Origin of the sequence: Ensifer adhaerens (genome assembly GCF_028993555.1) — a bacterium.
GTDB classification, from domain to species: domain Bacteria; phylum Pseudomonadota; class Alphaproteobacteria; order Rhizobiales; family Rhizobiaceae; genus Ensifer; species Ensifer adhaerens_I.
The window spans coordinates 1,698,532-1,715,529 of record NZ_CP118610.1 but is presented as its reverse complement, the minus strand read 5'-3'; the positions used below and the strand labels follow the sequence as shown (position 1 = coordinate 1,715,529).

General features: G+C 62.3%; 12 protein-coding genes and 1 pseudogene. 9 read left to right on the top strand and 4 right to left on the bottom strand.

The window, feature by feature from the left end:
• Positions 1–5 precede the first annotated feature (5 nt).
• Positions 6–875 carry a cytochrome c1 gene (locus PWG15_RS08315; RefSeq protein WP_275023922.1) on the top strand — a complete coding sequence of 290 codons (870 nt, stop codon included), beginning with the start codon at positions 6–8 and terminating at the stop codon, positions 873–875.
• A gap of 164 nt (positions 876–1,039) precedes the next feature.
• Here PWG15_RS08315 and PWG15_RS08310 read toward each other — a convergent pair whose 3' ends face one another.
• Positions 1,040–1,606 carry a GrpB family protein gene (locus tag PWG15_RS08310; protein ID WP_275024383.1) on the bottom strand — a complete coding sequence of 189 codons (567 nt, stop codon included), beginning with the start codon at positions 1,604–1,606 and terminating at the stop codon, positions 1,040–1,042.
• Between the two features lie 846 nt (positions 1,607–2,452).
• On the opposite strand from PWG15_RS08310, the gene PWG15_RS08305 reads away from it, so the two are divergent.
• On the top strand, positions 2,453–2,836 hold the full coding sequence (locus PWG15_RS08305) for a hypothetical protein (protein ID WP_275023921.1): 384 nt from the start codon (positions 2,453–2,455) through the stop codon (positions 2,834–2,836).
• A 310-nt stretch (positions 2,837–3,146) separates the two neighbouring features.
• Here the strand turns inward: PWG15_RS08305 and PWG15_RS08300 are convergent.
• Positions 3,147–9,587: pseudogene (locus tag PWG15_RS08300) on the bottom strand (kinesin); the annotation flags it as partial.
• 788 nt (positions 9,588–10,375) lie between these two features.
• Between PWG15_RS08300 and PWG15_RS08295 the strand changes: the two are divergent.
• Positions 10,376–10,744 carry an Hpt domain-containing protein gene (locus PWG15_RS08295; protein WP_275023919.1) on the top strand — a complete coding sequence of 123 codons (369 nt, stop codon included), beginning with the start codon at positions 10,376–10,378 and terminating at the stop codon, positions 10,742–10,744.
• A gap of 223 nt (positions 10,745–10,967) precedes the next feature.
• On the top strand, positions 10,968–11,288 hold the full coding sequence (locus PWG15_RS08290; RefSeq protein WP_275023917.1) for a 2Fe-2S iron-sulfur cluster-binding protein: 321 nt from the start codon (positions 10,968–10,970) through the stop codon (positions 11,286–11,288).
• Positions 11,289–11,811: 523 nt separating this feature from the next.
• On the opposite strand, the gene PWG15_RS08285 is transcribed toward PWG15_RS08290, so the two are convergent.
• Positions 11,812–12,441 (bottom strand): DUF922 domain-containing Zn-dependent protease, encoded by a 630-nt coding sequence (locus PWG15_RS08285; protein WP_275023916.1) that lies wholly within the window; start codon positions 12,439–12,441, stop codon positions 11,812–11,814.
• Between the two features lie 107 nt (positions 12,442–12,548).
• Here PWG15_RS08285 and folP point away from each other — a divergent pair, with 107 nt between their 5' ends.
• The 3 genes from folP (at position 12,549) to folK (ending at position 14,407) form a co-directional block, all read left to right on the top strand.
• The gene (gene folP / locus PWG15_RS08280) at positions 12,549–13,400 is read left to right on the top strand and encodes a dihydropteroate synthase (RefSeq protein WP_275023915.1); all 852 of its coding nucleotides are present in this window, start codon (positions 12,549–12,551) and stop codon (positions 13,398–13,400) included.
• 124 nt (positions 13,401–13,524) lie between these two features.
• Positions 13,525–13,893 (top strand): dihydroneopterin aldolase, encoded by a 369-nt coding sequence (gene folB, locus PWG15_RS08275; RefSeq protein ID WP_057248908.1) that lies wholly within the window; start codon positions 13,525–13,527, stop codon positions 13,891–13,893.
• The gene (gene folK / locus PWG15_RS08270; RefSeq protein ID WP_275023914.1) at positions 13,883–14,407 is read left to right on the top strand and encodes a 2-amino-4-hydroxy-6-hydroxymethyldihydropteridine diphosphokinase; all 525 of its coding nucleotides are present in this window, start codon (positions 13,883–13,885) and stop codon (positions 14,405–14,407) included. The genes folB and folK overlap by 11 nt, the downstream gene beginning before the upstream one ends.
• 88 nt (positions 14,408–14,495) lie before the next feature.
• On the opposite strand, the gene PWG15_RS08265 is transcribed toward folK, so the two are convergent.
• Complete coding sequence (locus PWG15_RS08265; RefSeq protein WP_057248910.1) at positions 14,496–15,047, bottom strand: hypothetical protein; 552 nt, start codon at positions 15,045–15,047, stop codon at positions 14,496–14,498.
• Positions 15,048–15,284: 237 nt separating this feature from the next.
• Between PWG15_RS08265 and PWG15_RS08260 the strand changes: the two genes are divergently transcribed.
• Positions 15,285–16,145, top strand: coding sequence for a cytochrome b/b6 domain-containing protein (locus PWG15_RS08260; RefSeq protein ID WP_275023913.1), 861 nt, complete (start codon positions 15,285–15,287; stop codon positions 16,143–16,145).
• Positions 16,145–16,936: a molybdopterin-binding protein gene (locus PWG15_RS08255; protein ID WP_275023912.1), complete on the top strand. Its 792-nt coding sequence runs from the start codon at positions 16,145–16,147 to the stop codon at positions 16,934–16,936. Before PWG15_RS08260 ends, PWG15_RS08255 begins: the two co-directional genes overlap by 1 nt.
• Positions 16,937–16,998 lie beyond the last annotated feature (62 nt).

The following is a 16,998-nucleotide window of genomic DNA, read 5'->3' as shown; positions in this document are numbered from 1 at the left end:
CAACAATGAAAAAGCTTGTTACAGGCATTCTGTCACTCGCTGTCGTCGCTGGTCTCGGTCTCGGAGCGGCTGTCGCCGAAGAGGCAAAGGGCGGCGAGGAGCATGGCGGCGGTACGCCCCACTACCCGATCCACAAGCCGGAACAGCAGGACTGGAGCTTTGCCGGCCCGTTCGGTCACTATGACAAGGGCCAGCTTCAGCGTGGTCTGAAGGTCTACGCCGAAGTCTGTTCGGCTTGCCACTCGATGAACCTGGTGCCCTTCCGTACGCTCGAAGGCCTCGGCTACTCGGAAGCGCAGGTGAAGGCGTTTGCAGCAAACTACGAAGTTCAGGACGGCCCGAACGCCGACGGTGAAATGTTCACCCGCAAGGCTCTGCCGTCTGATCACTTCCCGTCGCCTTACGCGAACAAGGAAGCGGCTGCGGCATCCAACAACGGTGCAGCTCCGCCGGACTTCTCGCTGATCGCGAAGGCACGTGGCATCGAACGCGGCTTCCCGCAGTTCGTCTTCGACATGTTCTGGCCCTACCAGGAAGGCGGCCCGGATTACATCCATGCGCTGCTGACCGGCTACCAGGAGCCGCCGCAGGGTGTCGAAGTCGCCGAAGGTACGCACTACAACCCGTACTTCGCGAACGCCGCCGCTCTGGCAATGGCGCAGCCGATCTCCAACGACCAGGTCACCTACGACGACGGCACGCCGCAGACGGTGGACCAGTACGCCAAGGACGTTGCTTCCTTCCTGATGTGGGCGGCCGAGCCGCACCTCGAGGAACGCAAGCGCACCGGCTTCATGGTCATGGTGTTCCTGCTGATCTTCACCGGTCTCGTCTACCTGACGAAGAAGTCGGTCTACGCCAACAAGGAACATTGATCGCTGTCGGCTCCAGCCGGCTCTGATCGAGATCCAACAAAAAGGCCCCGGTTCGTCCGGGGCCTTTTTGTTTTCGGAGTTCGGTCGAGGGAGGAGGCCCGTCGGGTATGCGGGTCGACCTTGCTCCGGCGGCAGAGTTCTCGCGCCTGCGATGGCGTCTGTGCTCAAGCGTCGGACGGTCCCGGCTGCCAACCGGTTCGGGCAGCCCAGGAATCCGCACGACGAACAATTCCCCATAGATGTTCGGACTTGGCCTCGGTGTAGGCCACGCGATCATCCTGGTATCGCGACGCCAAGGCTCTCTTGAGTTCTGCATAGGGCGCATGCTCTTCTCCATGGCCGCGCATATAGTCCCGGAACAACAGGGACCATTGTTCGCTCCAACTTCCGAGCGCGCGCACGTGGATATGCGTACGCTCGTTGCCCGGTGCCTCTCGGAAATAGCGCTTCGTCAGGTCGCCATTCAGTGGCCGCCACATGTACCCGATGACGCTCATCTCCTCTTTCAGGACTTCGATGGAGTGCAGATCGGCCACCGAAATTTGAATGTCGATGATCGGCTTTGCGGCCAGCCCCTGGATCGCCGTCGAGCCAACGTGGTCGATGCGAATGGCGCGCTCGCCCAACACGCTTCTTATGCGTTTTGCCTTGACGGCGAACTGACTTGGCCATTCGGGAGACCAGGCGCAGATTTCAACCGGTTGCGGGGACCTTGTCTGTGTCGTGTTCATCGGCGTTGGGAGATCGAGTTCTTCTTTGATCCTGGCGGATCGAAATCGGTTGGACGACGGCGTAAATAGGCCCGTCGTCCGCATTCGGCAAGTCAGCCATTGCCGCAAGTCAAGCCAAACCGATCATCCGCTCGCGCGGCGAAAGAGCAATGCGTTTCAAGTCCTTTCAACTGAGCCGACGCATCGCGCAATACCAACTGCCTGGGGTGGGAGTGGCCCATTGCGAACTGCAGGGTGGTCGCCGCGGATCATCGCGACTGGGTGTCACATCTGCTTCCAGATGATCGTGCAGACAAGAACGGCCGCACATTGCGGCGGGACCCCTGCGTTGTTCTATCCGTTGTTCTATCCAAGGTCGCTTGCCTGAGCGTCCTCCGATCGACCGGCAGATTCCAGGGCCGGGCGTGAGCGTGACGAGGATGTAGTGTAAGCAATTTCGATCTCGGCGCGGTTCTGTTCGGCTGATGATCCGCTGCGTTCGACATCACCTTCCAGTGCCTGCACGCACCCATTTCACAAGTGCCGTCATTGGCGACGTCGATGGTTCTTGCGGCCCCGCCTATGTCTCGGCCAACCAGGACCTTCATTGCGGGGCGCAAGACAGCATTTCAATGCAAACGATTGCATCTCGCCTTCGTGAAGGCGAATTCCAGCGGTGCCGAGATGCAACCGTGACGTGGCAAACACGCCGGCTTTGTGGGTTATCGGCATGCGCAGTCTGTCGCCCACTCGCGTCGTTTTGGTCACCGGCGTGCGCGGTAATCTCGTATGCATGTTGTGGTTGCGCCAGCCATCCGCGACCGCGTAGACAATTGCGTTACTCAGTAATCAAGGGGTTGAAATCCGATGTCTATTTCATTCAGGCGGCTGGTGGTGGCGGCAGCGCTCGGCCTTGCCTTCGTTCCCGGCATTGCCCAGGCGGAAAGCTATTCCACGCTTACCAAGCAAGGCTATGCGACGGGCAAGCTCAGCAGGGGCAAGTCCGGTGCCTGGGGCTGGGTCGTCGCGAACGGCCAGAAGAAGTTCTTCTGCCGGATGAATGTCGCCTCGGCCTACGTCAACAGGAAGGAAATGGTGAGCTTTACGGCAAGCGGACGCATGCTGAAGACAAATCGTGCCACCTATGACGACGTGATCGGCGGACCGGATCCGAACAAGCCCTACTTGAAGGATCTTCAGGCCGGCCGCGTCAAGGCCGGTGATGCTGGCGGCTGCTCGCCGCTGCGCTGAGCTAGTTCGGCCTGCTGTATATTATCAGTGATTGCAGCAAAAGGAATGTACAAGCATAGGGAGTTCAAAGTGGCGACAGCGAAATTGCGCGCTTGAGAGGATACGCGGTGCTGCAGTCGGCGGCGGGACAAGTGCCATGAGATAGACGGCCATAGTCTCGAGCCTCGTTCGCAGTGTCCGACCATGGAGCTAATTGACCTCCCGCCGATAGCGAAAACGATTGGCCTCTTCTCTTCCTTAAAGTCCTTGCAAACAAAAACGGCCTCGTCACAAGACGGGGCCGTTTTTGTTGTTTCAGGTCCGAGACCGCTTAGCTGAAGCGGCCAGCGGCGTGGGCGAGCATCGTGTAGACCTTGCCGGTATCCGACGTCAGGTAGGTCTGGGTGATGCGCTTGTCCGGGTCGTTGCGGGCAACATCGGCGAGCAGCTTCTCGAAGTCGGCGATGTAGCGGTCGACGGCAGTGCGGAATTCCGGCTCGCGATCGTACTTGCGCTTGATCTCGTCGAAAGTCTGCTGGCCCTTCAGCGTGTAGAGGCGACGGGTAAAGACGTCGCGTTCGCCGCGCTGATAGCGGCGCCACAGGTCGACCGAGGCATCGTGATCGATGGCGCGGGCGATGTCGACCGAGAGCGAGTTCAGCGACTCGACGACGTGGCGCGGATTGCGGTTGTCGCCGGTGCGGGCGGCGGGCTGGGCTTCGGCCGGACGCTGTGGCGCCGGCGAGGGCGCCTCTTCGCGCGATGCCGCACGCAGCAGGTCGCGCATCCAGCCACCACCTTCAGCAACTTCGCTGGTCACCGCCTGCGACGGAGCAGGCTGGCGAACGGCCGGCTGTTCGATGCCGAGGCTGCCGCGCAGGGCCGGAGCGGGTTCCTGCCGGCGCGGCTGCTCGACCTGCGGCTGCACCATTGCCTGCTGCACCACGGGCTGCTGCGCCACGGGTTGCTGGGCCACAACGGGCTCGGCCTGGACAACCGGCTGCGGCGCCGGCTGCTGCTGTACCGGTTGCTGCTGTACGGGGCGAGCGACCGAAGCGGCGGCAGGCTGCTGACGCAGCGGCTGGGCGACCTCGAGCTGCGTCGAGGACTTGCCGATGATGTCGGACAGTTCCTGCAGCGCCTTGATCTGTTCGCCAACGGCGCGACGCATGACGGCCGCGTTTTCCTTGGCCTCTTCCGGCAGGTCGAAGGCACCGCGCTTCAGTTCCTCGCGGGTCATGTCGAGTTCCTTGCGGATCTCGCCGGCCGAGCGACGGATTTCGTCGGTCGCACCGCTGAAGCGGCCGATGGCCTCGTCGATCGCCACGCGAACCGCGTCGCGCAGTTGCCCTGCGACGCCGTCGGATTTCTTGCCGCTCTCGGCGAGCATGCGCTCGATATCGGACACCGAGGCCGCGACGCTGCCGCGCAGACGTGAGGCGACTTCCTTGGAGCGTTCCTCGGCATTGGCAAATGCGCCCTCGATCGATGCACCGGCATCTTCGCCCACCTTGGCGATCGCCTGGCGGAGCGCCTCCGATGCGCCGAGCGCACGGCCCTCGACCGAAGACAGCGTCTTGTTGACGTCGGCAAACGAGGTCTCGACGCCGGAGCGCAGCGTATCGGCGATCTGGCGCGAGCGCTCCTCGGCTCGGCTGAACACCTGTTCGACCGAGGCGCCTGCTTCATCGCCCGCCTGAGCCAGCGTGTTGCGCATCGCTTCGGCCGCTTCGGCTGCACGCTGTTCGGCGCTGGTCAACAGGCGGCCAACATCCGAGAAGGACTGCTGGATGCCGCTGCGCAGGTTGCCGGCAACGAGGCCCGAGCGTTCTTCGGCGCGCTGGAAGGCGCCATCGACGAAGCCTTCGAGCGCACGCATCGTGCGTTCGATCTCTTCCGAGCGCTGGACGAGCCCAACCGACAGGGTGCGCAGTGCGTCCTGACGTTCTTCGAGCGTGCTGACGAGGTTCGACTGGGCGGCGCCGAGCAGGTCGGAGGCCTGTCCGAGCACCTTCGAGTGGTCCTCGAAGCGGCCGACGATGCCACCGATCTGCGAGAGCGTCGAGGCCGAGATGTCGGACAGTTTGTCGACCTTGCCTTCGATGAGGCGGGTGGAAGTCGACAGCATGTCGGAAGCCTGACGGGTCGTTTCTGAAACGCGGGCCATCGTCGATTCCAGACGCTGGTCCATCTCGCCGAGGTTGCTGCTTGCCTGGTCGATGACCGTGGCGATCGCATTGTTATTGTTGGCGAGCTGGTCGATCAGGCCCATGGCGGTCGACTGCAGACGGTTCTCGACCATCTTCATCGCCTTCGCCGTTTCCTCGGCGCGGTGCGAGATCGCGTTCAGCGTTTCACCCGTGCGGTCGGCAATCGCGTTGACCAGGGCTGCGTTTTCGGCACGCAGGCGATCTGCGCTTTCCTGGGTCACGGCGGCGATGCGCTCGGCAGCCTCGCGGCCGGTTGCGGCATACTGGTCGATGACCGGGCGGGCCTGCTCGTCGATCAGGCGCGACAGTTCGAGCGAACGGCCGGCGAGCATCGAGTTGAGCTCGCGGGTGCGGTCGTCAAGCGTGGTGCGGATCGCTTCGCCGCGTGCTTCCAGCGCCTTCTCGGTGTTGGCGAGGCCCTGGTGGATGGTGTCGGCGTGGCTGGCAATCTGGCTGTGCGTGGCAGCGAGCCGTGCCGTTGCCGTATCGGCCGCGTCGGCGATCGAACGGGCAAGATCGGCGTGACGGGCTGCGCTGGCAGCAGCCTTCTGCTCGATCGTATTGGCAAGGTCCGCATGGCGGGCGGCGGTTGCCGCTGCCGTCTGGTCGATCGTGTTGGCGAACTCGGCCTGACGGGCAGCAAGCGCCGAAGCGAAGTCGTCGCCGGCCCTGGAAAGGAGCTCGGCAGAGCGCGCCGCTTCCGCGTCGATCTCCCGGGCAACGTCGCCAACGGCGCCGCGAAGGCTGGTGGCAAGGCTCGCAGCCTTGCCTTCGATGCGAGCGGCTTCTGCGTCGAGTTCCTGAGCGACGTCGCCGACTGCGCCGCGAAGCGAAGTCACGAGGCCGGCAGCCTTGCCTTCGATACGTGCAGCTTCTGCGTCGAGTTCCTGGGCGACATCGCCGACCACGCCGCGAAGCGACGTCGCGAGGCCCGCAGCCTTGCCCTCGATGCGGACGGCTTCTGCGTCGAATTCCTGGGCCACGTCGCCGACTGCGCTGCGCAGGTTGCTGACGAGGTCACCGGTCTTGACTTCGAGGCGGACGGCTTCGGCGTCCAGATCCTGCGTTGCTTCGCTGACCGCACCACGCAGGCTGGTGACCAGACCGGCGGCCTTGCCTTCGATTGTGCGGTTGACGTTTTCGAGGCCGATATTGAGGGCGCGATCCATGGTGCCGAAGCGTTCGGCAATACGCTCTGCGCCGGATTCGATTGCGCCGGAGATACGGGTGGCCGCGACCTCGCTGAGGCGGTCGATATCGCCGGCGCGCTGGCTGAGGCTGTGGGCGATGCGCTGTCCGGCTCCGTCGACGATCTCGTTCACACCGCCGACGCTGTCACGAAGACGCTCTTCCAGCGAGCTGAGGCTGACTTCCAGCCGAAGACCGGTATCGTCAACCAGCGTGTTCACGTCGTTGACGCTGCCGCGAATGCGATCCTGAAGGGCTCCGAGGCTGTTTTCGATGAGGGTGCCGGTCTCGCCGACGATTGCGCCAACGCCGCTGACGCTGCCGCGGATCCGATCTTCCAGCGTGCTGAGGCCGCCTTCGACGCGGGCAGCCGCATCGTCGACGACGGAGCCGACATTGGTAACGCTGCCACGGATGCGGTTTTCAAGTGCGCCCAGGTTGCTTTCGATACGGGCGCCGGTGTCGTCGACAACCGTGCCGACATTGCCGACGGTGTTGCGAATGCGATCCTCGAGCACACCGACGCGGGTTTCGATATGCATGCCGGTCTCGTCGACGATCGAGCCGATGTTGCCCGCGCTTTCGCGCATGCGCTCCTCGAGAGAGCCGAGGCTCGTCTCGATGCGCAGGCCGGTATCGTCGAGACGGTCGTTGATGCCGTTGATCGACATGTCGACGCGGTTCGTGAGGCTGTCGGCCGCGAGGCTGATCTGGTTGGCAGTTTCAGCCAGTCGCTCCGCGATGTGCCCGGTCGTCGAGCGCATGCGCGTGTCGAGCGTTTCGCCGCTGCGGTCGATGATGCCGGCAAGCGCGGACTGGCGCTCTTCCAGCGACATTTCCAGCATGCTGGCGCTGGTGGCGAGCGTCGTGGCGATGGCGGTCGACTGATCGGCCAGCATGCCTTCGAGTTGATCGCGGCCCTGGCCAACGGCGAGGTTGATGGCGTTGATGCGATCGTCGAGCGTGGCGCGGATCTGTTCGTGCGTCGACGACAGCGTATCGCGCAGATGCTCGGCCCGGCCGCTCAGCGTCTGCTCAATTTCGGCTGCCTTGCCGGCGAGCGAAGCGGTGGCCTCGGTCGTGCGGGCGGTCAGGGCATCGGCGATGTGCGCGCTGGTCTCGGTCAGCGTGTCGGAAATCTTGCCGACGCGGCCACTGAGATCCTCGGCGATGCGAGCGCTCGTCTGGGTGAGGGTATCGGAGATCAGGTTGACACGGCCGCCGAGGTTCTCGGCGATCGTGTTGACGCTCTCGGAGAGCTTCTGTTCGATATCGCCGACACGGTCGGTCATGGTTTCGGCGACGGCCGTTGCGCGGAACGTCAGGCTGTCGGCCACGTCTTCGGCATGGCGGCTCAGCGTATTCGCCATTTCGTTGGCGCGCGACGACATGGTCGAGGTGATGGCGGCGGCGCGTTCGGCGAGGACGCCATCGAGGGCCGACGTCTGGGTCGTGAGCGCTTCGGAGATCGCTTCGCCACGTTCGGACAAGACGCGCTCCAGCCGGTCGGCCGTGCCGTTGACGGCATTGTCGATCGAGTCCGCGCCCATGGACAGAATGGTCGAGAGCGCGAGCGTGCGCTCGGACAGCGTGTTGTCCAAGCGGTGCTGGCTGGCTGCGATCGCGCTGGTGATTTCGTCGGTCGAACCGCTGAGCGTCTGCTCGATGCGGGCATGGGCTGCGTGCAGACCGTCGACGAAGGCCGCGGTGCGGGTGTCGAGCCCTTCGCTCAGGCGCTGTTCGCTGGTGGTGAGCGCGCTTGCAAGCGCGTCGGCACGCTGGCCGAAGCCGTTCTCGATGCGCTCCTGCGCCTGGGAAAGGGCACCCATGAGGCCGCTGGTCTTCTCGGAGAGCACGCTGTCGATGCGGCTGTGCGCATCGCCGACCAGGTTGCCGAGCTCCGAGGTCCGGCTGGTGATCGTCTCCTCGATGAAGTCCTGGGTTGCGCCGAGCGTCGCTGCCAGCGTCAACGACTGATCGGAGAGGGCCGAGCCGATCTTCTCGATGCTGCTGTCGAGGGCGCCACCGATTGCTTCAGAGCCGCCGGAGACGGTCTCGTTGATGCGGTGCAGGCTTTCCATCAGCTTGGTGTCGAGCATGCTCGCACGCTTGTCGAAGGCCGACGCAAACTCGTGGAAGCGCTCGTCGAAGGCGGTCGCGAGCTGGCCGACGGTGGTCTGCAGCTTCTCTTCGAAGAAGCCGCCGCGCAGGTCCAGATCCATGATCGCATCGTCGGCGCTCGAACGCAGGCTCTGACGGAAGCTTGCGCCTTTCTCGTCGAGCGTGGCGTTGAGCGAGGCAAGCACGTGATCGAGGCCGCCGGTGATCGCCTGCTGGCCGACGCTGAGGCTTTCGTTCAGGTCACGGGTGCGGGCGATCAGCGTCTCGTTGAGCTGGCGTGCGCGGTCGTTCAATGCCGCGTTCAGTCTTTCGGTGCTGGCGTCGAGCGAGGAGGCGCGCGTTTCGAACTGGCTAAGCAGGTCTTCGCCGCGCTTCGTCAACGTGTCGCTCAACTGGTCGAGACGGGTATCGAATTCGGTGCTGAGGCCAAGGCCGGCGGCCGTCAGGCCGGAAAGCAGCGCATCTGTGCGGGACGACAGCATGCTGCCGATCGACTGCAGGGCCGTGTCCGACTTTTCACTGAGGGCTGCGGCGCGCGTGTCGATCAGCGAGGCAAAGGCTTCGCCCGAAATCGCGATACGCGAAGCGATGTCGTCGCTCGCCTGTTCCAGGTCATCCTTGAGCTTGCCGTGCGCGCCCGATATCGCCGAGCGGATACGCTCCGAGTGACCGATGATGGCTTCGCGCTCGAGGCCGAGTTCCTGGACCAGGGTGCGCACGCGCAGTTCGTTTTCGCTGTAGCTGCGCTCAAGCGCGTTGACTTCGGAGTGCACCAGCGTTTCGAGTTCAGTGGCGCGTGCGATGGTGCGCTCGATACCCTCGTTCATCGCCGAGACTTCACGGCGCACGGCCTGGCCGACGGTCATGACGCGATCGGCTGCGGCCGTTTCGGGCTCGGCAAGGCGCAGTGCCACTTCAGCCATGGAGCGGGCGGCGTTGCGCAGTTCCTGCGCACGGGCGATCATGATGGCGAAGGAGAAGAAGAGCATGACCGGCAACAGGATGCCGATTGCAACGCCAATAGCGCCGGGCGTCGCGGCCAGATCGCTCAGGGAGCGGATCTGCCAGATATGCGGGCCATAGAGCAGGTTGGCAATGCCGAGGCCGGCGATGGCCCAGATGATCGACACCAGCGCGGCAACCCGTATCGCGGCGCGATTGGAGCGCACGTCGAGCGCGCGCAGCATCGCAGCCGGCGAACGGCGACCATCGTCGTTGGCTGCGGAAAGGGAAGGGGATTTGGGCGCAGGTTCCGGGGCGAGTGTCTTGGCCGCTTCGGCAGCACGGGCCGCGCGGGATGGCTCCGGTTGAGACTTTGCTCTTTTATTCTTATCGGGCGCTGGCGCCTGATTGCCGGGCTGAGACACATTTTCCTCCGGATCATCCAAGGAAGTCTTGTCATTCGGGCTCGAGTTAAGCTCGTCAAAATCGATTTTCAGGGCAGCTTCCAAAGCCTGGAAGGCCTTCTCGTCGATCGACTCATTGCTCTTTTTCGTCGCCATAGGGATACGCCTCATTACCTTTTGCCAGCGACAAAGCTGCCAGCGCTCGCGCACAACGGGCGGGCCAGGCTCCTTCCTCGCGGGCTGTGACGGCAAGATACGCGCATCGGATCTACGCAATACCCTACTGATCACACACTGCATTGCCTCGACGGATAGTCACATTTGTGGCCGAAAGGGACCACGAGTTGAGCTTATCCACCGGAACGGTTGCCATTTTCGTACGTAGGCAAGTTCCTAAGCGTATCGTAGTGACACATTAGCTGGGTTCTTACAATTAAGAGCGCTCGGCCTTAATTAAAATCCTAATGAAATCTTAATGTGATAACGGTGTCAAAGCCAGAAAATACAAGGGAATCATACGGTTTAACGGCCGTTAACCATTTTCCCAGATTCCTGCCCATATTGCGCCCCGATTTAAGTCGATAGCAGCCCGCACCCGCAGAGGATGTGTATCTGAGCTTGCGCGTGTCGGTGTGGACGATATGGCGACACCGAAAATAACACCAACATACAATAAACAATAGGGAATTTGGCTCATGGCGGCCCTCAGGATTGCCTTCGAAGCTCCGGACACCCCGGGAAACTCTGCAGCTACCGGCAAGAAGCCGATCGACTTCGCCCACCTGGCGGCGCAGACGATGGGTGACAAGGCGCTGGAAATTGAAGTGCTGCAACTCTTTGCGCGCCAGGCGCGCCAGGTCATGAAAGAGATCGTCGAGGGAGAGAGCACGCTTCGCGCTCAGGCTGCCCATCGGCTGAAGGGCGCTGCACTTGCAGTCGGCGCCGTCGACGTTGCCAGCATTGCCGGCGCGATCGAGCAGAACCCGGCCGACGCATCGCTCTCAGACACGCTTGCGGTCGCCGTGCTCGAGGCCGAACTTTTCATTTTGAAGCTCTGCCGCTAGCCCGCGGCCCGATGGGGCGCGGAGAGGGTCAACGCCCTTCCGGCATCCCACATTTCAAGAGTGCGGCTTCGCGCACGCTGCGCGCGAGGCATGCAATGATGGCCGTTGTTGACTGACCGGCGGATTTGTTGGAAGAACTTCCACTGAATTTGCGCCTGTACGGCGTGCGTTCTGAACAGGCTTTGCGCCTTGCCAGTCCCAGCAGTTCATTCCGGAAAGAAACATGACAAAACTTACGATCGTTGCCTTTGATGGCGCGCGCCATGAACTTAATGTCGAAAACGGCTCGACGGTCATGGAAAACGCCGTTCGCAATTCGGTTCCCGGCATCGAAGCCGAATGCGGCGGGGCCTGCGCCTGCGCGACCTGTCATGTCTATGTCGACGACGCCTGGTCGGCTGTCGTCGGCGCTCCGGAAGCCATGGAAGAAGATATGCTGGACTTTGCCTATGATGTCCGGCCGACGTCGCGACTTTCCTGTCAGATCAAGATGAGCGATGCACTCGACGGTCTCGTCGTGCATGTGCCGGAGCGCCAGGCCTAACACGCTCGGCGAGTGTTCACGTTCGCTGCTTGTGCCTTAAGTTCTTGACCGTTCGGATGTCATTGTCGCCGAACCGCCGTGCGGTTTTGCGTGACATGCTCTGGCGCCCTCCAATTTGCAGCTTGCGCAAAAAAAGCGCCTCGCCGGTCGTTGGACAAGCGAGGCGAGGAGGGCGCATCGCTGACAGATGAGGGAGGGGACATCTGCAGCACCAAGACACGCCAGGAGAACCCACATTGGCCCCGCTGTTCAGTTTCTTCTTTTTAATATTGAACAACGCCGCCTAAACTAAAGTAACGGCAAAATTTAAGCTCTTCGCACAACTACTGCGCCGCGCTTAACTCGCTCATTCGGCTGAGGCTAGTCTTCATCCCGGCCCCTCGCTCTATGATTTCAATATAGATGAGTCGGCGGCTGCCAGCCATCGTTATATTTCACCAATAAAATACTGTGGGTATTGCCGCTGAAATCGCGCCGAGCCGGACTATAGTCAGGCTCTTCTTCGGGGTCTGGGCGCCGCTACCTATTGTTGCGTTTTCTGCAGGGCTTCGAGCCGATATTGCAAAAGCCGGATCATGCGCTTGTCGAAATTTGCGGCTTCGGTGCGATCGAACCGCGCCTGATCCTTGTCATGTGCTTCGATCGCGGTGACGCTGACCCGCGCCACGCTTGCCTGCATGCGTTCGCAATCGGCTTCCGGCTTCAGGGCGAGGAACATCTTTTCCATGCGGCGGGCGTGGTTGCGGGCGATTTCCGCGTGTCGCTCTTCATGGCGCTTGATGTCGCTTGAGAGCGTATCCCATACCAGAGCGAGGTCGCGGCCGGCCTGGCGACGATATTTCCAGCGTGGCAGGATGATGCGGGTGCTGAGCGTCACCCGGGCCGAGCCGACCGCACAGCGGCCGCCACGGTTGACGTAGGTGATGGAGCCTCCGAACTTTATCCGGGTGGCACCCGGGTGGCGTGCGCCGGTGGATTTCATCATCGGGCCGCTGGCCGAAAGCGCCTTGTCGAGTTCCTCCGCAGTCCGTCCACCGATCGTGAAATAGGAAAAGCTCTTGCTGATCACGGTTTCACCAGACGCAGCGCTGAGAGGAGCGGCGACCAGGAGGGCGAGAAGGGCGGCTTTGAACGGGACGCGTACTCGGGACATCAATGCGTGGTTCTCTTCAGTTGAACTTCGATCAAGCTTGGGGCATAGCCACCATCGGCGCAACAGCAAATCGATGGCTCTCGGCCGAATGCGGATCGTGAGGGAAAATGACTTACAATCCATTTCAGAAATTTAGCTGGAAGCTGGCGCATGGGCGCAGCCTGGAACTCGGGCCGCGTGGCGTTTTGATGGCGATCGTCAATGTTACCCCGGATTCTTTTTCCGACGGCGGACGTTTCATCGATGCAGTTGCTGCGGCAGCGCAAGGCGTGCGGTGCCTGCAGGAGGGCGCATTGATCCTCGATATCGGCGGGGAATCGACGCGACCGGATGCTGCGACAGTCAGTGCCGAGGAGGAGCAGGCGCGCATCCTGCCGGTGATTTCCGCGCTCAGCCGCGACACCGACGCACTGATCTCCGTCGATACCTACCGGGCCTCGACGGCTCGGCTGGCGGTCGAGGCCGGCGCCCACATCGTCAATGACGTGCATGGCCTGCAGCGCGAGCCGGATATTGCAGCGGTAGCCGCGGATACCGGAGCAGGGCTTTGTATCATGCATACCGGCCGCGACCGACAGAAGCTCGCCGACGTGATCGACGATCAGTTCCTTTTCCTCGATCGTTCTCTTGAGATTGCGGCTGAAGCGGGCGTCACGCGCGACCATATCGTCCTGGATCCGGGCTTCGGCTTTGCCAAGGATACGGATGAAAACCTTAAACTCATGGCGCGATTTGCCGAGTTGCACCGCTTCGAACTTCCCTTCCTGGTCGGAACGTCCCGGAAGCGTTTCGTTGGGGCCGTGAGCGGACGCGATGCGGCCGACAGGGATGTGGCGACGGCTGCGACTACGGCGCTGCTGCGTGCTGCCGGCGCCTCGATTTTCCGCGTACACGATGTCGCAAACAGCAGGGATGCGCTGGCCATGGCCGATGCTATGCTCAAGGCCAGAGCGGGATAAGGAAAAGCGCGTGCGGCCCTTTCCCCGCATTCGACTGCAACTGACCAGAATCGATCACGTCTGAACCAGCTCGGCTCGATCCAAGCCAGCGTGATTCCAGAAAAAGCCGACGGGACGGAGAAGCATGAGCCCGACTTACACCATTACTCTCAAAAACTGTGCCTTCTTCGCGCGCCATGGCGTCTTCGACGAAGAAGAGCTCCTCGGGCAGCGCTTTTTCGTGGATGCCGAGCTCGAAGTCGAGCAGGGCACGGCGCTCGTCGACGATTCGATCGAAGACACCGTCCACTACGGCATTGCCTTTCAGGAGATCGAGCGCATCGTTACCGGGCGCCGCCGTTACCTGATCGAGGCGCTGGCGCTGGAAGTCGCCAAGACGCTCTGCGTGCGGTTTCCGCAGATCAAGCGCGCCAAGGTTTCGATCCGCAAGCCGAACGCGCCCGTGCCCGGCGTGCTCGACTATGTCGAAGTGACGGTCGAGCATGTCGTCTGAGGGCGGCTGGCGGGTCGCCACACTCGGCCTCGGCGGTAACCTCGGCGATCCGCGCAAGGCGATGGCCGAGGCGCTGCGGGCCCTCGATGCGCGCGAGGACTGTGTCGTCGAGGCCGTGTCGCGGCTCTACCGCACGCCGCCGTGGGGAAAGACCGATCAGGCCTGGTTCTTCAACGCCTGCGCTCAAGTCAAGACGACCTTGAAGCCCGAGGCCTTGCTGGATACGTGCCTCGACATCGAACGTTTGATGAAGCGGGTGCGTGACGAGCGCTGGGGACCGCGCACGCTCGATATCGACGTTCTGACCTATGAGGGGGTGGCCCAGGCTGAAACACGGCTGGAACTGCCGCATCCGAGAATGACGGACCGGGGCTTCGTGCTGATGCCGCTTGCCGACATCGCCGCCGACTTGCCGGTGCGCGGGCGCACTGTCGGTGACTGGTTGCGCGCGGCGGATGTCGCAGGCATCGAGGTTGCCGATGGCGACATCACCTGGTGGCGCTCAGACGCCTGAGCGATCCCGACAAGTCGACGAGACCATTTGAAACAACGAAGCCCCGGCAAATACTGCCGGGGCTTTGTTGTTCGCTTCTGCTTTGGAACTACTTGATCGAACCGACCGCAATCGCATCGAGCTGGCGGTTGAGGCTGACGCCGATGACCGGCACCATCGTCTCCTCGACCTTGACCGAAATGGTGATGTTCATCGTCTGATCGTCCTGAAGGCGAGCGATCATGGCGCCGTTCAGCTTCTTGCGGTTGATGCCGACGACGACCTTGTCCTTGGCGACATTGCCGGAAACGACGTCGAGGCCCTTGCCTTCGGCACCGTCGAGGAACTTGCCGCTGTAGCTGTTGCCCTTGCGGGTGATCACCGCCGACATCGGCTGCTTGAACACGCCGACGCGGCAGAAGCCGTCGAGCTTGATACCCGTGTCATCACCAGCCACCGGTTCGCCGGAGAGATCGCAGGTGAATTTGGTGCCCTTGTACTTGCCGGCGACGATCTCGCCCGGGCCCTTCCATTGGCCGGCAACCTTCTCGAAGAAGGCCTTGTCCTTGGCGCCGGAAAGGGCTGGCGTCGCAACGCCAACGGTAGCCGCAAGCGCGATGGCGGCAGTGCCGCGAGCGATCAAAGAAGGGCGCGAGAACATAAACGATCCTTGATGGGTCAACGTCCGAAACTGGAAGCCACATTTGCGCGCAAATGGTTAACGGACGGTTTCCGGGCGCCGGATGTTGTGGCTTCTTTGTGGCCGTTGGAGCGATTGTTCACAGGGTTTTCGGCGTGTCGGAGCGACCGGCGGGAAGTGCTCTCGCGGGCGCAGCGAACGCATGTGAAACTTATCCCGAGCGCCCTACGTATAGCCATGGGAAACGGGAGATTTCCCATGAACAGAACGGAAAATGACCTCCAGACGACCACCACAGGCTCGCGGGCAGGGTTGACGATTCGACGGCACCGACTTGTCACGCGTCTTACCCATTGGGCGTGGGCGGCGGCGCTGTTCTTTCTGCTGGTCAGCGGCCTGCAGATCTTCAACGCGCATCCTGCGCTCTATGTCGGCCAGCAATCCGGTTTCGCCTTCGACAATGGTGTCTTTTCAATCCAGCCGATTCGCGACCGGAATGGCGAGGTCCGAGGTTTAACGACCGTGTTGGGGCGAAACTTCGATACTACCGGCGTCCTCGGCGTCAGCGGGGCCGAAGAGATGCGCACCTACAGCGCCTTTCCTGCCTGGCTGACCGTGCCGTCCTACCAGGATCTTGCTACGGGGCGGGTCGTGCATTTCTTCTTCGCATGGGTCTTTGCAACGGTCTACGCCATCTGGTTCTTGGCAAGCCTGATCAATGGGCACCTGAGGCGGGATATCCTTCCCGGCTGGAGCGATATCCGCGCGTTGCCGCACACCTTGATCGAACATCTACGCTTTCACTTCGACCACGACGGACGCTACAACAGCTTGCAGAAGCTCACCTATGCGCTTGTTCTCCTGTTGTTGTTCCCGCTGATGATCCTGACGGGACTGACGATGTCACCGGGCATGGACGCCGCCTTGCCGTGGCTGCTTGACCTCTTCGGCGGACGGCAGACGGCCCGCACGATCCACTTCGTCGTCATGCTCCTCCTCGTCGGGTTCTTCGTCGTGCACCTGTTCATGGTGTTTGCCGCCGGGCCGATCAACGAGATGCGGTCGATGATTACCGGTCGCTACCGTCTCGACGATCGACCCAAGGGAGGGAATGCGTGATGACGCAGTTGCTCGTCAGTCGCCGCCGTTTTCTGGGCGTCGCCGGAGTGGCCGCATCCACCGTTCCGCTTGCGGGCTGCGACATGCTCGATGGGTTGCTGGCCAGTGGCGATCCGGTGCGTGGCTTTCTCGCATCGGCGAACTCACTGACCTACCGGTTGCAGCGACTTCTGATCCCCGCGGATCGGCTCGCACCGGAGTTCTCGGAAAGCGAGATTCGTCAGGGGCAGCGGCCGAACGGCTCAATGGACCCGACCGACCCGGCTTATCTTGCTCTGAAGGACGGGGACTTTGCTGCGTATCGGCTGAATGTCGCAGGGCTCGTGGAACGACCGATGCAACTGACGCTCGACGAACTGCGCAACATGCCGTCGCGCACGCAGATCACACGGCATGACTGCGTCGAAGGTTGGAGCTGCGTTGCCAAGTGGACCGGAGTGCCGCTGGCCCGTGTGCTCGACGAGGCGCGCGTGAAAAGTGACGCACGTTACGTTGTCTTCCATTGCTTCGACAGCATGTCGCCCGGTCTTGCGGGCTCGGCTGCCTACTACGAATCGATCGACATGATCGATGCCCGCCATCCGCAGACGATTCTGGCCTACGGCCTGAACGGAACGCTGCTTCCAGTCGCCAACGGCGCTCCGTTGCGTGTTCGCATCGAAAGGCAACTCGGCTACAAGATGGCGAAGTACATCCGGGGGATCGAAGTGGTATCCGATCTCTCGAACATCGGTGGCGGACGCGGCGGCTATTGGGAAGATCTAGGCTATGACTGGTATGCCGGTATCTAGAGCGCCGTGCCGTTCGGATGAAGGCGCCAAGGTCGCTCTAGCACTTCGTTTCTTGAGCATCC

Excerpts from the sequence above, each read along its gene's own strand:
- PWG15_RS08260 (WP_275023913.1), top strand. The coding sequence starts at position 15,285 with ATGAACAGAACGGAAAATGACCTCCAGACGACCACCACAGGCTCGCGG.
- folP (WP_275023915.1), top strand. The coding sequence starts at position 12,549 with ATGACTTACAATCCATTTCAGAAATTTAGCTGGAAGCTGGCGCATGGG.
- folK (WP_275023914.1), top strand. The coding sequence starts at position 13,883 with ATGTCGTCTGAGGGCGGCTGGCGGGTCGCCACACTCGGCCTCGGCGGT.
- PWG15_RS08265 (WP_057248910.1), bottom strand. The coding sequence starts at position 15,047 with ATGTTCTCGCGCCCTTCTTTGATCGCTCGCGGCACTGCCGCCATCGCG.
- PWG15_RS08255 (WP_275023912.1), top strand. The coding sequence starts at position 16,145 with ATGACGCAGTTGCTCGTCAGTCGCCGCCGTTTTCTGGGCGTCGCCGGA.
- PWG15_RS08315 (WP_275023922.1), top strand. The coding sequence starts at position 6 with ATGAAAAAGCTTGTTACAGGCATTCTGTCACTCGCTGTCGTCGCTGGT.
- folB (WP_057248908.1), top strand. The coding sequence starts at position 13,525 with ATGAGCCCGACTTACACCATTACTCTCAAAAACTGTGCCTTCTTCGCG.
- PWG15_RS08305 (WP_275023921.1), top strand. The coding sequence starts at position 2,453 with ATGTCTATTTCATTCAGGCGGCTGGTGGTGGCGGCAGCGCTCGGCCTT.
- PWG15_RS08285 (WP_275023916.1), bottom strand. The coding sequence starts at position 12,441 with ATGTCCCGAGTACGCGTCCCGTTCAAAGCCGCCCTTCTCGCCCTCCTG.
- PWG15_RS08290 (WP_275023917.1), top strand. The coding sequence starts at position 10,968 with ATGACAAAACTTACGATCGTTGCCTTTGATGGCGCGCGCCATGAACTT.
- PWG15_RS08295 (WP_275023919.1), top strand. The coding sequence starts at position 10,376 with ATGGCGGCCCTCAGGATTGCCTTCGAAGCTCCGGACACCCCGGGAAAC.
- PWG15_RS08310 (WP_275024383.1), bottom strand. The coding sequence starts at position 1,606 with ATGAACACGACACAGACAAGGTCCCCGCAACCGGTTGAAATCTGCGCC.